We start from the raw sequence: 13,767 nt of genomic DNA, 5'->3' as shown, positions 1-13,767 counted from the left end.
CCGCCGTACGGAAGGACGAGCCGTGGCCTCCCCACGCCTTATCCGCAGATGCCTGTTCGCCGCCCTGTCCGCCGCCCTCCTCGGGTCGGTCGCGGTCGGTCCCGCGCACCGGGCCGAGGCCGCCGAAGCCGGTGCGGCCGCCACGACCTTCTCCGACACCTTCGACGGGCCCGCCGGTTCGGCGGTCAACTCCTCGAAGTGGACCCTGGAGACCGGCGACAACGTCAACAACCACGAGCGGGAGTACTACACCTCCGGCACCAACAACGCGGCCCTCGACGGCCAGGGCCACCTGGTCATCACGGCCAAGAAGGAGAACCCCGCCAACTACCAGTGCTGGTACGGCACCTGCCAGTACACCTCGGCCCGGATGAACACCTCGGGCAAGTTCAGCGCCCAGTACGGGCATGTCGAGGCGAGGATGAAGATCCCGCGCGGGCAGGGCATGTGGCCCGCGTTCTGGATGCTGGGCAACGACATCGGACAGGTCGGCTGGCCGAACTCCGGTGAGATCGACGTGATGGAGAACGTCGGGTTCGAGCCCTCGACCATCCACGGCACCATCCACGGCCCCGGCTACTCCGGCTCCGCCGGGATAGGCGCCGGCTACACGCTGCCGAACGGCCAGGCCTTCGCGGACGGCTTCCACACCTTCGCGGTCGACTGGGCGCCCAACTCGATCACCTGGTCGGTCGACGGGATCGCCTACCAGACCCGCACCCCCGCCGACGTGGGCGGCAACACCTGGGCGTTCAACAAGCCGTTCTTCCTGATCCTGAACCTGGCCGTCGGCGGCTACTGGCCGGGCGACCCCAACAGCTCCACCGCGTTCCCGGCCCAGCTGGTCGTGGACTCGGTGTCGGTGACCACGAGCGACACCGCGGCCGGCGTCGCGATCAAGGGCCTGGCCGGCAAGTGCGTGGACGTGGCCGGGGCGAACTCCGCCAACGGCACCCCCGTCCAGCTCTACGACTGCAACGGCTCCGCCGCCCAGCAGTGGACGGTGGGCAGCGACGGCACCGTCCGCGCGCTCGGCAAGTGCCTCGACGTCACCAGCGGCGGCACCGCGGACGGCACGACGGTGCAGCTCTACGACTGCAACGGCAGCGCCGCCCAGAAGTGGGCCGTCTCCGCGGCGCACGACATCGTGAACCCCCAGGCGAACAAGTGCCTGGACGTCACCGGCAACAACTCGGCCAACGGCACCCGGCTGCAGATCTGGACCTGCTCCGGCGGCGCCAACCAGAAGTGGACCGTCGGCTGAGAGCAGGACTCGCCGTCCGGCGGTCGCTGTCTAGTGGCGGGGCGTCCAGGTGAACTTGTCCCCGCCCACCCAGCGGACCACGGCCGGGTCGTCCAGGTCGTGGACCGTGATCCCGTGGTTCGCGGCGACCGCCAGCACCTCGGTGATGTCCCGCGCCTCACCGACCACCTCTCCGTCGATCTCCACGATGCGGAAGGGCAGGGTGCCCGGCCTGCCGGTCATGACGCCGAGCACCAGGATCCGCGGCCAGGAGATGAACGGGCTCGCTATCTCGGTCATGCAATCGAGGGTAGATCTCCCCGCGCGGAAGTGACTCGCCCGAGTCACCCTGACGGTGGAGGTGGCCATGGGACCCGTCGAGGCGCTGGAACGGATCGCCTTCCTGCTGGAACGGTCCCTGGCACCGGCCTACCGGGTGCGCGCCTTCCGCACCGCCGCACGGGTCCTGGCCGCCCTGCCCGCCGGTGAGATCGCCGAGCGGGCCCGGGCCGGCACCCTCGAATCGCTGCGGGGCGTGGGCCCGAAGACGGCCCAGGTGGTCCGGGAATCGCTGGCCGGAGATTTGCCCGGATATTTGCGCACGCTTGAGGAAGACGCGGGCGAACCCGCGGCGGACGGCGGGTCCCGACTGCGGGCGCTGCTGCGCGGCGACTGCCATCTGCACTCGGACTGGTCCGACGGCGGCAGCCCGATCGAGGAGATGGGCCGCACCGCGGCCGCGCTCGGCCACGAGTGGGCGGTGCTCACCGACCACTCGCCCCGGCTCACGGTGGCCCACGGGCTGTCCCCGCAGCGGCTGCGCGACCAGCTGGCGGCGGTGGCGGAGCTCAACGCCTCCTGGGCGCCGTTCCGGCTGCTCACCGGCATCGAGTGCGACATCCTGGAGGACGGGTCGCTGGACCAGGAACCGGAGCTGCTGGAGCGGCTGGACCTGGTCGTCGTCTCGGTCCACTCCAAGCTGCGGATGGACGCCCGCTCGATGACCCGGCGCCTGGTGCGCGCCGTACGCGATCCGCACGCGGACGTCCTGGGCCACTGCACGGGGCGCCTGGTCACCGGCCGGGGGCGGCCGGAGTCCGAGTTCGACGCGGACGCGGTGTTCGCCGCGTGTGCCGGGTCCGGTACGGCCGTGGAGATCAACAGTCGCCCCGAGCGTCTGGACCCGCCCCGGCGGCTGCTGCGCCGGGCCGTCGAGGCGGGCGTGCTGTTCTCGGTCGACTCCGACGCGCACGCGCCCGGCCAGCTGGACTGGCAGATCCTCGGCTGCGCCCGGGCGGAGGAGTGCGGGGTGCCCGCCGAACGGGTGGTGAACACCTGGCCGGCGGAACGGCTGCTCGCCTGGACCGGGGCCGGGTGACGCTCATCACGTCAGGGCCCGGAACAGCCCCGGGTGGTTGCTCGTTGAACCAGCCGTGGGTGCGGATGGGACAGTGTCCCCGGGCCTCACCTTTTGCCCACAGGGACGATCGTTCGGCTGAAGCCCTGTGGAGCCTTTCGCCGAGAGGCGACCGCCATCCGTGCCCACCACCTGGCCGCCCCGGCCGCGAATCCCCCGTCGCGGCCGGGGCTTTGCGCTGTTCGGGGGCGGTTCCCGGGCGCCGGGACCCGGGCTTGACTTCGAGAGCACTCCAATTCGTAGCGTTCACGTCATGAGCACTACGACTCCACAGCACAAGATCGGTTCCGGATTCGGCGCGGACAGCACCGCCGACGACGTCCTGGCGGGCCTCGACCTCGGCGGCCGGCTCGCGATCGTCACCGGCGGCTACTCCGGGCTCGGCCTGGAGACCACCAGGGCGCTGACCAAGGCGGGCGCCCACGTCGTCGTCCCCGCCCGGCGCGCCGAGGCCGCCCGGGAGGCGCTGGCCGGCCTGGACGGGGTCGAGGTGGACGAGCTGGACCTCGGCGACCTGGACAGCGTGCGCGGCTTCGCCGAGCGGTTCCTGGCCTCCGGACGGCCCGTCGACTTCATGATCGACAACGCGGGCATCATGGCCTGCCCCGAGACCCGGGTCGGGCCCGGCTGGGAGGCCCAGTTCGCCACCAACCACCTCGGGCACTTCGCCCTGGTCAACCGGCTCTGGCCGGCCCTCGAACCGGGCGGCGCCCGGGTCGTCTCGGTCTCCTCGCGCGCCCATCACTTCGCCGGGATGCGCTGGGACGACGTCCAGTGGCGGCACGACTACGACAAGTGGCAGGCGTACGGGCAGGCCAAGACCGCGAACGTGCTGTTCGCCGTGCACCTGGACCGGCTCGGCCAGGACTCCGGCGTGCGGGCCTTCGCCCTGCACCCGGGCGGCATCATGACCCCGCTCCAGCGGCACATCCCCCGCGAGGAGATGCGCGAGCGCGGCTGGATCGACGAGCAGGGCAACGTGCTGAACCCGCAGGGCTTCAAGACGCCCCCGCAGGGCGCGGCCACCCAGACCTGGGCCGCGACCTCCCCGCAGCTGGCGGACATGGGCGGGGTCTACCTGGAGGACTGCGACATCGCCGAGCCCGCCGTCGAAGGCGAGACGACCGGCGTCAAGGCCTGGGCGACCGACCCGGACCAGGCGGCCCGGCTCTGGGACCTCTCGGTGGAACTCACGGGCGTGAACGCGTTCGCCTGACACCCGCCGCCACGCTCCCGGCGTCGACGGACTCCCGGACATCCGCGGGCAGTTGCCCCGCACGCGGCGTGCACCGCCCGGTGCCGTGCGCGGGCTCCCGCGGAACCGGGGGCAAGCTGCCCCGCACCGGGCTCGGCCAGGCCGCGTCCCCCGCTCAGCCGGACGGTTCTTCCGGCAGCGGCTCCTCGGGGTTCACCACCCCAGGACGCGGCGCACCCCGAGGCCCTGTCCCGGCCTCGTCGGTGTCGGGGAGGTCGGCCTCCTCGTGGGCGTCCGGTCGGCTGCCCTCGGCCGCTTCCCACGGGTCACGGCCTTCGGTCCGGGCCTGCTGGTCCGGCATGTCCCGGGGTATGGGCCCACTGTCCTGCTGGTCACTCACGGCTGCTCCCCTCGCACGTCACATCGGTCCGGGCAGTTCACGGGTACCTCTCCCGGGAGCCGTGAAACCGGGGCGGGCTCAGCGCGGGGTCCGCTCCTCCAGCGCCGTGCGCCAGGCGGGCAGGCGGTCCTCGGTCGCCGGTTCCGCGCGACGCCCGCCGCGGCTGAAGAAGTCGGCGAGGGGCAGGATCGCGGCCCCGACGGTGACCGCGTCCGGGCCGAGCCGGCCGAGGTCGATGGTGACCTGCTCGGCGGGGTGGCGCAGCGCGTACGTGGTCGCGTACCGGCGGACGGCGGGCAGGAAGCGGGCACCGAGCTGCAGGCCGGCCCAGCCGCCGATCAGGATCCGCTCGGGCTGGAAGAGGTTGATCAGGTCGGAGAGGCCCGCGCCCAGGTACTCGGCGGTCTCCTCCAGGACGGCGAGCGCGACCGGGTCGGGTTCGGTGCCCTCGGGCGGGTAGGCGGCTGCGAGCATCGCGGTCAGCGCGGTCTCCTCGTCGGTGCCCTCGGCCGGGCGGCCGCCCTCCTCGCGCCAGCGGGCCAGCAGCGACTCGGCACCGGCGTACGCCTCCAGGCAGCCGAGCGCACCGCAGCGGCAGCGGCGGCCCCGCACCCGTACCGTGAGATGGCCCCACTCGACGGCCCGGCCGTGCTCCACCTCGGCGGAGACCAGACAGGCGCCGACGCCGGAGCCGAACAGCACCACGACCGCGTTGTCCGCGCCGCGCCCGGCGCCGAACCACATCTCGGCCTGGCCGAGCGTCTTGGCGCCGTTGTCGATGAAGTACCGCACGGAATCCGGGAGCCGGCAGCCGGTGCGGAGCAGTTCCTCCAGCGGAACGGCGTCCCAGCCGATGGTCTGGCCGTGCACCAGGGCACCCCGGTCGGCGGTGTGCTCGACGATGCCGGGGACGCCGACACCGACACCGAGCAGCAGTTCGGGCGAGGCCCCCTCGGTCGCGAGGACCTCCGCGATGCCGTCCCGGATGTGGCCGACGATCACCTCGACGTCGTAACCCTGCTGCTCCAGCGGACGCTCGACCCGGGCGAGTTCGGTGAGCGTGAGGTCGAACAGCTCGACCCGGACCCGGGTCTCGCCGACGTCGACGCCGATCATGTGGCCGCTGTCCGGGGCGACGCGCAGCAGGGTGCGGGGCCTGCCGCCGTCGGAGTCGACGCTGCCGGCCTCCTCGACCAGGCCGTCGGCGACCAGGTCGGCGACCACGTTGCTCACCGAGCCGGAGCTCAGGCCGGTGGCCGGCCCCAGCTCGAAGCGACTGAGGGGGCCGTCGAAATAGAGCCGCTGGAGCACGGCCGTGCGGTTGGCCCTTCTGAGGTCGCGTACCGTGCGCCCGTTCCGCCCCGCCATGTGGCTCCCTTCACGAACCCTTCCCGACCTGCAACATACTCCTTCGGGAGGGCGGAAGCGACATTTTCCCAACCCTTAGTTCACGCTGTGAGTGAAGGGTTCCGGCAGGGCGGGCGGGTGCGGGGAGCGCGGTGGGGGTGCGGGTTGTGCGCGGGCTGCCGGTCCACCCTGGTCGCTCGCGCGGTTCCCCGCAACCCCGAAGGGGCGCTTCAAGCCGGGCACCGATCAGGATGCCGCGTACACATCCTCCACGTAACGCCCCTCCGCCACCAGCGAGTTCAGCCACTCGTCGGCGTCACCACCGGGCGTGCGCTCTCGGTACAGGGTGCGGAACGCCTCCCGTACCCCCGGTGCCATCCTGCTGCCGTCCCCGCAGACGTAGACCCGGGCACCGGCGGCCAGCAGGGCCCACACCTCGTCGGCCTCGGCGGCGATGCGGTGCTGGACGAAGGTGCCGGCCGTGCTGAAGGCCGGGCGCAGCGACACGGCTCCGGCGGTCTCGGCGCCGCGGAGCTCCTCGGCGTGCAGGAAGTCGGCGTCGGCGGCGTCGCAGCCGAAGTAGCAGAGCGCGGGCGGGAGTTCGACGCCCGCCGCGAGCGCGGCCGTGCGGTCGGCGACCGCGCCCCGGAAGGGGGCCAGGCCCGTGCCCGCGGCGACCATGACGACCGGTGTTCCGGTGTCGACCCGGAAGGCCTCCCGGCACGGCTGGACACGGGCGTACAGGGTGTCTCCGGGGCGGAGCGTCGCGAGGTGGCCCGAGCCGGTACCCCGGTAGGTGCCCTTGCCGGACCGGGCGGGTGCCTCCAGCAGGGAGATCATCAGGTCGGCGTGGCGGGGGTCGGTGGCGGGCGACGAGGAGATCGAGTAGTGGCGCGGTTTCAGCGGTGTCAGGAGGTCCAGCAGCCGGGGCCAGTCCAGGGCGCCGCGCAGCGCGGGGTGGTCCTCGACGATCTCGACGAGCGTGCGCGGGTCGTCGCTCAGGGAGGTGAGCGCGGCCCGCTCCGGCGGGCACGGGTTGGCGTCGGCCAGCAGCGACAACTGGTGGGCGTTGGGGCGCTCCTGCAACTCGACGTGCTGGGCGAGGAGTTGGCGTACCGTCAGCGGCCGGTCGACCGCGAGTCCGTCGCGACGAGGGCGGCCTGCGCGGATGTCGAGGACGGTGTCGAGGTCGATGCCGAGGGCGGTGGCCGCGCGGGTGACGAGCTCCGGGGCGTTGGCGGGGAGCACGGTCAGGTGGTCGGCGGTGCGGTAGGTGACGCCGTCGGGCAGGGCGACGCGCAGGAACCGCTTGGTGCGCGGGTGGCCGGGGGCGGTGAGGTCATGGGCCTCGGTGACCGTCATGGGGACGAGTCCGTGGCGCTCGGCGAGGGCGTCGAGGGGGCCGCCGGTCAGGGCGCGGACCTCGTAGGCGGCGGTGGGTTCCGGTCCGGCGGGGGTGGCGTCCGGGTCGCCGTACTGCTCGAGGAGGGCGGTGCGCAGCCGGGCGGTGAACGCGCGGACGGTGCCGGTCAGGTCGCCGGAGGCGTCCACCGCGGCCCGGTCGGTGAGGCGGGTGGCGCCGAGTTCGGCGAGGCGGGCGTCGATCCGGGTCGGGAAGTGCTGGTAGGTGGCGGCCCAGTTGCGGTCGCCGACGCCGAGGACGGCGTAGGTCACTCCGGTGAGGTCGGGCCCGCCGTCGAGCCAGGCGGCGAAGGCGGTGGCGTCGTCGGTGGGGCGGCCGTTGTAGGAGGCGGCGGTGATGACGACGGGCCGGTCGGCGGGCAGGCCGCCGGCGTAGGCGTCCAGGGCGGCCACCTCGGTCTCGCAGCCGATGTCGGCCGCCTCGTCGGCGAGCTGGGCGGCGAAGCCGCGGCAGGTGCCGTAGTTGCTGCCGTGCAGGAGGAGGGCGCCGGTGCCGGTGCGGACCCGGGCCGGGAGGGCGGCCGTGTCGTGCGGGTCGTGGGCGACCGTGGGCGCGGCCCCCGGCAGCGCCTGGTGGACGCGGTCGGCGGGGGTGCGCGGGGTGAGGGTCAGGGTGAAGCCCTCGGGCTTGAGGGTGAGGGTCTCCTTGACGGTGAGCGGGTAGTTCGTGTGGTCGTGCGGCCGGTAGCGGTGCACCAGCATGGCCAGCAGCATGGTCGCCTCGTGGAGGGCGAACTGCCGTCCGATGCAGGCGCGTTCACCGGTGCCGAAGGGCTTGAAGGCGTGCACCGGGCGGGCCGCCTCGGCCTGCGGGGTGAACCGTGAGGGGTCGAACAGCTCGGGGTTGTCGCCCCAGACCGGCTGGCGGTGCAGCATCGGGGCGAGCACGGTGACGGCCTGGCCGGCCCGCAGCGGGACCCGCCCGCCGAGCAGGGTGTCCTCGAGGGCGTGCCGGCCGAACGCGGCCGCGGTGGGCCACAGTCGCAGTGCCTCGTTGAGTACCTGCCGGGTGTAGGTCAGCCGGCCGACCTCGTCGTACGTCGGCTCCGGGTCCGGCGTGTCGCCCCACAGGGCGTCCACCTCGCGCTGGACGAGGTGCAGCGCGGTCGGGTGCTTGGCCAGGTAGTACAGGGCGAAGGACATCGCGCCGGAGGTGGTCTCGTGGCCTGCGATCAGGAAGGTGATGACCTGGTTGCGGATGTTGGCCGGGTCCAGGGTGGTGCCGTCGTCCGGGTGCCGGGCGGAGAGCATCAGGCCGAGCAGGTCCCCCGCTCCGCTCTGGTCGGTGCCGGTGCGGGAGGCGATGACGTCGTCGACGACCTGGGCCAGGTAGTCGGCGTCGTCGCGGAAGGCCGCGTCGGCCGCCGAGTGGTCCGTGCCGGGCCTGCGGGCCAGGCGGGTCATGCTCCACTCCAGGCAGCGGACCATGGACTCGACGAAGGGGTGGGGGTCGGTGCGCTCGAAGGAGCCGAAGTCGTAGCCGAAGCCGGCCAGGCCGATGGTGTCGAGGGTCATCCGGGTCATGTCGTCCGGGACGTCGACGGGCCGGCCGTCCCGTGCGGCGCGGTCCCAGGACTCGATGAGCCGGCGGGCGACCTTGAGCATCACCGGGTGGTAGGTGTGCATCGAGCCGAGGGCGAAGGCGGGCATGAGGATGTCGTGCGCCTTGGCCCAGTTGGGCTCGTCGTTGTGCGCGGTGAACAGTCCGTCGGCCGCGAAGGCCCGGACGTTCTCCAGGGCGGGCCCGACGTGCTTGGCGAACCGCTGCTCGTCGGCGAGGTCGGCCACCAGGTCGGCGTCGGCGACGAACAGGGTGTCCCGCCCGTGCAGGCGCCGTACGAGGACCGGCCCGTGCTCCCGCATCAGGTTCATGACCTGCTGGATCGGGGTGCGGCCGGGGCCGGTGGCGGTGATGTCGACGACGGGGACGCCGTGCAGGGTGTCTGCGGTGAGGGGGTGCGGCGCGGTGGGGGGCATGGCGCGACAACTGCCTTTCGCGGTAAGGAAGTCCTGCGGTCAAGCGTGGTCCTCCGGGGGTGCGGCACGGCGCCGCCGCACTACACGATCGTGCAGTCGAAAGTGCGCGCCGGCTCTTGCGCCAGGCCGTCAAGTTGCCTCTGACCTGCGTGGTCGCCTTGGATGGAGGGCGAATGGGCGGAGGTGGGCATGGCGGCGGACCGGCTCGACGGTGTGGTGTGGCGCAACCGTGCGCTGACGCTCTTCGACCGGGTGGCGGTGCCGGTCGCGGTGTGCGACGTGTACGGGCTGGTGTTGGTGGCCAATCCGGCGATGGCCGCCGAGTGCGGTACGACCCCGGGACGGCTGCGCGGCCGGGAGGTGCTGGAGCTGTTCCGCCCGCAGGAGGAGGCGCAGGTGGAGCGGATCGCCGAGGCGCTGCGGCTGCGGCACCGCTCGCGCTACCAGGTGTCGGTACGGTGGCGGGCGCCCGGCGGGGCCGAGCGGTACGGCGAGCTGACGGCGGACCCGGTCAGCGAGGCCGTGGGCGAGACGCCGTCGCTGCTGGTGATGCTACGGGTGGACGGCGAGCGCGGGACGCCCGCGGCGGAGCCGGTCAGGGTCACCCCGGTCGAGGGGCGGGTGCTTGCCCTGCTGGCCAGGGGCGCCAGTACCGCCCAGGCCGCCCGCGACCTGGGCCTCACCAAGGACGGCGTCACCTACCACCTGCGCCGTCTGTCGGCCCGCTGGTCCGCGGCCAACCGCACCGAACTGGTCGCCCGCGCCTACGCCCTGGGTGTACTGGCCCCCGGTAGCTGGCCGCCCGAGCCGACGGAGTAGGCCGTACCCGCGCCTTCCGGGGCGCCGAAGCGGGCGAGGGTGTGCCAGACCATCTTGAGGTCCTGGATCGCGTACCGGCCGGTGCGGGCCGCCTCGCCGATGATCCGGGGGTCCACGACGCCCTTCTCAGCGATCAGGGCACCGAGTTCGGCGTACTGCGGGCCCCGGTAGCCGGCGTGGCGGCGCAGGTCGGGCACGGTGAGCCGGTAGCCGGGGTGCCAGTCGACCGGGAAGGGCAGCCGGCGGGCCGCCGTTTCGACCGGGGTGCCCCGGTAGCAGGCGTCCAGGACGAGGGCCGCCACGTCCCGGTCGAGCCGTACACCGCCGTGCACCTGTGTCTCGATGTAGTCGTTGAGGGCGTCCTGCTCGTCGGCCTCGGCGAGGGCGAGCAGGTGTGTTCCGGCGGCGACGCCGAAGTCCGTCGGCTCGGCCGCGCTGTCGGGGTAGCAGAAGGTCGCGCGGTGCAGTGCCGGACCGGTCAGCCGCAGGTGCGAGGAACCGAACCGGGGGGCCGCGCCGACCACTTGGCGGCGGAAGTTCAGCGCCCCGTACACCGGTCGTTCGGTCGGGGCGGCGTCGTCGTAGGTCCCGCCGAAGATCCGGCTCTCCCAGCGCCAGCGGTCCCCTCCGGGGTGCGCGGTGAGCCCGCCGTTGCTGGTGCCGGTGACGAACTGTGAGTGGTAGGCCCCGTCCCTGGCCAGCGCCTCCAGGATCGGCAGCCCGGCCGACAGCCGGTCGGGGTGGAAGTTCAGGGTGATGGGCAGACCGGGGTCGAGGGCCGGTCCCGAGGACAGCGCGGCCACATGGCGCAGCGCCGCCGCGGCTCGCGCCGTCCCGATGTCGGTGAGTTCCATCGGCTCCCCCCGCGGCCTGTCCCCGCTCGTCCGGTGCCGGCCGACCTTATCCGATCACGTCCCGCCCGGTCGCGGCTGTTTCGTCGGGCCGGGCGTCAGCCCGTCAGGGCGATGAGTACGCCGACCCCGAGGAAGGCGGCCCCGCCGACCGCCAGGAGCACCAGTGGGCCCACGACGTGGCGCCACATGCGGACGCGGGCGGTCCCTGGGTTCGCCGCCAGGTAGACCACCTCCACCTCGCGTCCCGTGGCCAGGCCCATGCCGGAGCCCTGGATGCGTGGGGAGAACTCCACCCGGTAGCCGGAGCGGTCCGTGAAGGCGATGACGGGGATCCACTTCGGCCCCTGGCGGTCGTTGGTGCGCACGTTGTCCACGACGACACCCCGGGTGCGTAGCCCGTGCCGGCGCAACCGCACGACCACCGCGCTCTCCCGCACCGCGAACCCGAGGAGCCCGAGGCCCACCACCGTGCACAGCACCGCGCTGAAGTTCAACTTCCCAACCCTTCCGCCCCGCCCGTCCGTTCTGCACCCCGGGAGCAGGAGACGCGTCGGCCTGGTGTTCGGTTGCGGGGGCCGGGGCGCGGAGTTCGGACACGCTCCGTAGTCCACCCTGGTCATCCAGCCACTGGCGCCCGAGTGATCCGCGGAAAACACGTTCGACGTGACCCGTGAGTGGGAACAGGCCAAGGGATGCAAGACGTACGGGAGTGGGCCAAGGGTCTGCCGCAACTGCTGCGGCGCCATCGGGACCCGGTGGTCGTCCAGACGCTGCGGTCGGCCGCCGCGGCCACGATCGCCTACGTCGTCGCGCTCCGGCTGAGCCCGGAACCGGCCCCGCTGACCGCCCCGCTGACCGCGCTCCTGGTCGTGCAGGTGACCCTGTACGCCACCCTCACCAACGGTTTCCGCCGGGTCAACGCGGTGGTGGCCGGTGTCCTGGTCGCCATCGCCTTCAGCCAGCTGGTGGGGCTGACCTGGTGGAGCCTGGCGCTGCTGATCGTGGCCTCGCTGGCGGTGGGGCACCTGGTCCGGGTCGACGAGTACATCCCCGAGGTGGCGATCAGCGCCATGCTGGTGCTCGGGGTCACCACCATCAGCAGCACGGCGTGGGCGCGGATCGTGGAGACGCTGATCGGCGCGGTCGTCGGCATGGCCTGCAACCTGCTGCTCCCTCCCCCGGTGTGGGTGGACGAGGCCGGTGAGTCGATCGAGGGCCTGGCCCGCAGGCTGCGGCAGTTGATGCTGCGCATGGGCGAGGAGGCGTCGGGGCTGACGCCCTGGCGGCAGGCGGCCGAGCGGCTGCACGAGGCCCGCCGGCTCGACCACGCCATCGTCGAGGTGGACGCGGCGCTGCGGCAGGCCGAGGACAGCCTGCGGCTCAATCCGCGGGTGAAGGAGGGCCTGCTGCACCGGGTGGTGCTGCGCACCGGTCTGGACACCCTGGAGATCTGCACGGTCGTGCTGCGGGTGCTGGCCCGCACCTTCACCGACCTGGCCAAGGCCCGCGAACCCGAGGCGCTGTTCGCCTCGGACGCCGGGGCGGCCGTGGAGCAGTTGCTGTCCCAGATCGCCGACGCCGTGGTGAGCTTCGCGGTGCTGGTGACGACCAGCATCAGCGAGAGCGCCGAGTCGGCCGAGGCCCGGCTCTCCGCCGAGCTGCACACCGCGACCGGCACCCGCGACAAGCTCGCCGAGCTGCTCCGGGACGAGGTCCGCGGCGACGACCGGAACTGGCAGCTCCTGGGAGCCGTCCTGACCGAGGTCAACCGGCTCCTCGACGAGATGGACACCGAGCACCGCACCCGCCGGCTGCTGGAGGAGCTGGACCGCGTCTCCGGCGAGCAGCGCGCCCGGCGGCCCCGGCTGACCTGGCTGCGGGAGCGGATCGGCGTACCGGAGCGGCTGCAGCGGAACCGGACGGGTGGTGCGGGGCGTTCTCGGTCCGGGACGGAGAACAGGGCGGAGAAGGGGGCACGCCGGTGACGGACACGGCGGTACGGATCGACGGGAACACACTGCGGCTGCCGGGCGGGGTGGCGGTGCGCTTCGTGCGCACACTGCGCCTGCCGGAGACGGGGACGCATCCACTGCCGCCGGGGCTCGGCGAGTTCCCGGTCCGGCGGGTGAGCGACTATCCGGACACGGTTCCGGCGGGGTGGCGGGCGCGCGGCGGGGTGATGCTGCCGGTGTATCTGCGCGAGGCGATGTGGCTGAGTTTCGCGGGCACGGTGGAGCCGGCCGCCCTCCAGGTCGGCGTCGGCAAGGTGTGCGCGGTCTCCGGCGAGCCGTGGCGCGACCGGCTGTCCCGGGATCCGCAGAACTACCTGGTGCTGCCCCGGCAGCCCTGGCTGGACGGCATCAATTCCGGGAAGGGCACGGTCCGCCAGTTCGTGGCGGTGCCGCTCGGTCTCGGCGCCACGGTGGAGGGGCAGGTCACCGGCGAGGAGGTGTGGGGCGGGGTGCAGCTCCAGTCCTTCACGCTCGAGGAGGAGCCGCTCGCCGAGTGGCGGCGCCAGGAACGGCTGCGGCGGGAGCGGACGCCCGCGCCGGGATCGCCCGGCGGTTACGGCGCGGCTCTTCCGATGATGGCCGCCGCCCCCGCACCCGGTGCCGCCCCGCGCTCCCGCTCGGCCGGGATGGGCCTCGGGGTCGGCGGCTCGATGCGCCAGGAGGTCTACCAGGACGACCGGCCGCCACGGGACTGGGCCGAACGCCCTGCCGGGCGGGTCTTCGTACACCTGGTCACGCCCCCGGAATGGCGTCGGATCACGGGCCAGGCGCCGCCGCCGTCACCGGTGGACCGGGCGGCGTACACCCGGGCCGGGCTGCCCTGGTACGACTACTACGACCAGGACGCCCAGGAACTCGCCCCCACGGACGCCCTGGAGACGGTCAAGCCGGTCGGCGACTGGCTCGGCGACGACCTGGAGCCCTGGCGGCAGCCGTCCCAGGGGCAGGTGATCCCGCTGAAGGACTCGCCCGGCAAGCCGGTGGAGGACGGCGACTGGTGACAGTCGTTGCAGTGGATGCAACGGTCGTTGCCCTTCTTGCTTTTGACCAGGGGCCCGCGCCAAGGTTGCTGTGACGACCG

Annotated in this window: 12 protein-coding genes; 6 read left to right on the top strand and 6 right to left on the bottom strand. The window is 73.2% G+C overall.

Features of this window, described 5'->3' with window-relative positions; all coding sequences use genetic code 11:
* Nucleotides 1-22 precede the first annotated feature (22 nt).
* On the top strand, nucleotides 23-1,264 hold the full coding sequence (locus ACWDGI_RS08200; RefSeq protein WP_450756602.1) for a ricin-type beta-trefoil lectin domain protein: 1,242 nt from the start codon (nucleotides 23-25) through the stop codon (nucleotides 1,262-1,264).
* A 30-nt stretch (nucleotides 1,265-1,294) separates the two neighbouring features.
* Here ACWDGI_RS08200 and ACWDGI_RS08195 read toward each other — a convergent pair whose 3' ends face one another.
* Entirely contained in the window at nucleotides 1,295-1,543 is a 249-nt protein-coding gene (locus tag ACWDGI_RS08195; RefSeq protein WP_450756600.1) for a hypothetical protein, read from the bottom strand.
* 67 nt (nucleotides 1,544-1,610) lie between these two features.
* Between ACWDGI_RS08195 and ACWDGI_RS08190 the strand changes: the two genes are divergently transcribed.
* Both ACWDGI_RS08190 and ACWDGI_RS08185 read left to right on the top strand, forming a co-directional pair.
* Nucleotides 1,611-2,621, top strand: coding sequence for a PHP domain-containing protein (locus ACWDGI_RS08190; RefSeq protein WP_450756598.1), 1,011 nt, complete (start codon nucleotides 1,611-1,613; stop codon nucleotides 2,619-2,621).
* 292 nt (nucleotides 2,622-2,913) lie between these two features.
* Complete coding sequence (locus tag ACWDGI_RS08185; RefSeq protein WP_450756596.1) at nucleotides 2,914-3,876, top strand: SDR family NAD(P)-dependent oxidoreductase; 963 nt, start codon at nucleotides 2,914-2,916, stop codon at nucleotides 3,874-3,876.
* Nucleotides 3,877-4,030: 154 nt separating this feature from the next.
* Here the strand turns inward: ACWDGI_RS08185 and ACWDGI_RS08180 are convergent, their stop codons facing one another.
* The 3 genes from ACWDGI_RS08180 to ACWDGI_RS08170 all read right to left on the bottom strand — a co-directional run bounded on the left by ACWDGI_RS08180 (nucleotide 4,031) and on the right by ACWDGI_RS08170 (nucleotide 9,001).
* A complete protein-coding gene (locus ACWDGI_RS08180) occupies nucleotides 4,031-4,255 on the bottom strand; it encodes a hypothetical protein (RefSeq protein WP_450756594.1) in 225 nt (74 codons plus the stop codon).
* Nucleotides 4,256-4,333: 78 nt separating this feature from the next.
* Nucleotides 4,334-5,623 (bottom strand): ROK family protein, encoded by a 1,290-nt coding sequence (locus ACWDGI_RS08175; protein ID WP_450756592.1) that lies wholly within the window; start codon nucleotides 5,621-5,623, stop codon nucleotides 4,334-4,336.
* Nucleotides 5,624-5,848: 225 nt separating this feature from the next.
* On the bottom strand, nucleotides 5,849-9,001 hold the full coding sequence (locus ACWDGI_RS08170; protein ID WP_450756590.1) for a bifunctional cytochrome P450/NADPH--P450 reductase: 3,153 nt from the start codon (nucleotides 8,999-9,001) through the stop codon (nucleotides 5,849-5,851).
* A gap of 189 nt (nucleotides 9,002-9,190) precedes the next feature.
* Between ACWDGI_RS08170 and ACWDGI_RS08165 the strand changes: the two genes are divergently transcribed.
* On the top strand, nucleotides 9,191-9,820 hold the full coding sequence (locus ACWDGI_RS08165) for a PAS domain S-box protein (RefSeq protein WP_450757444.1): 630 nt from the start codon (nucleotides 9,191-9,193) through the stop codon (nucleotides 9,818-9,820).
* Here ACWDGI_RS08165 and ACWDGI_RS08160 read toward each other — a convergent pair.
* Together ACWDGI_RS08160 and ACWDGI_RS08155 are read right to left on the bottom strand one after the other, a co-directional pair.
* Nucleotides 9,766-10,674, bottom strand: a complete 909-nt coding sequence (locus tag ACWDGI_RS08160) for a DUF3626 domain-containing protein (protein ID WP_450756588.1) — start codon at nucleotides 10,672-10,674, stop codon at nucleotides 9,766-9,768. The two genes, ACWDGI_RS08165 and ACWDGI_RS08160, sit on opposite strands and share 55 nt — an antisense overlap.
* A gap of 95 nt (nucleotides 10,675-10,769) precedes the next feature.
* The gene (locus tag ACWDGI_RS08155) at nucleotides 10,770-11,168 is read right to left on the bottom strand and encodes a DUF3592 domain-containing protein (RefSeq protein ID WP_450756586.1); all 399 of its coding nucleotides are present in this window, start codon (nucleotides 11,166-11,168) and stop codon (nucleotides 10,770-10,772) included.
* Nucleotides 11,169-11,366: 198 nt separating this feature from the next.
* On the opposite strand from ACWDGI_RS08155, the gene ACWDGI_RS08150 reads away from it, so the two are divergent.
* Together ACWDGI_RS08150 and ACWDGI_RS08145 are read left to right on the top strand one after the other, a co-directional pair.
* Nucleotides 11,367-12,659, top strand: a complete 1,293-nt coding sequence (locus ACWDGI_RS08150) for an FUSC family protein (protein WP_450756584.1) — start codon at nucleotides 11,367-11,369, stop codon at nucleotides 12,657-12,659.
* The gene (locus ACWDGI_RS08145; RefSeq protein ID WP_450756582.1) at nucleotides 12,656-13,687 is read left to right on the top strand and encodes a hypothetical protein; all 1,032 of its coding nucleotides are present in this window, start codon (nucleotides 12,656-12,658) and stop codon (nucleotides 13,685-13,687) included. Before ACWDGI_RS08150 ends, ACWDGI_RS08145 begins: the two co-directional genes overlap by 4 nt.
* Nucleotides 13,688-13,767: the final 80 nt, after the last annotated feature.

The organism is Streptomyces sp. NPDC001220, from assembly GCF_053597895.1.
The sequence above is the reverse complement of the archived record's forward strand: the minus strand, read 5'-3'. Positions and strand labels throughout refer to the sequence as shown.

Coding starts and splice junctions, on each gene's coding strand:
- ACWDGI_RS08195 (WP_450756600.1), bottom strand. CDS start 1,543: ATGACCGAGATAGCGAGCCCGTTCATCTCCTGGCCGCGGATCCTGGTG.
- ACWDGI_RS08190 (WP_450756598.1), top strand. CDS start 1,611: ATGGGACCCGTCGAGGCGCTGGAACGGATCGCCTTCCTGCTGGAACGG.
- ACWDGI_RS08185 (WP_450756596.1), top strand. CDS start 2,914: ATGAGCACTACGACTCCACAGCACAAGATCGGTTCCGGATTCGGCGCG.
- ACWDGI_RS08175 (WP_450756592.1), bottom strand. CDS start 5,623: ATGGCGGGGCGGAACGGGCGCACGGTACGCGACCTCAGAAGGGCCAAC.
- ACWDGI_RS08170 (WP_450756590.1), bottom strand. CDS start 9,001: ATGCCCCCCACCGCGCCGCACCCCCTCACCGCAGACACCCTGCACGGC.
- ACWDGI_RS08165 (WP_450757444.1), top strand. CDS start 9,191: ATGGCGGCGGACCGGCTCGACGGTGTGGTGTGGCGCAACCGTGCGCTG.
- ACWDGI_RS08160 (WP_450756588.1), bottom strand. CDS start 10,674: ATGGAACTCACCGACATCGGGACGGCGCGAGCCGCGGCGGCGCTGCGC.
- ACWDGI_RS08150 (WP_450756584.1), top strand. CDS start 11,367: ATGCAAGACGTACGGGAGTGGGCCAAGGGTCTGCCGCAACTGCTGCGG.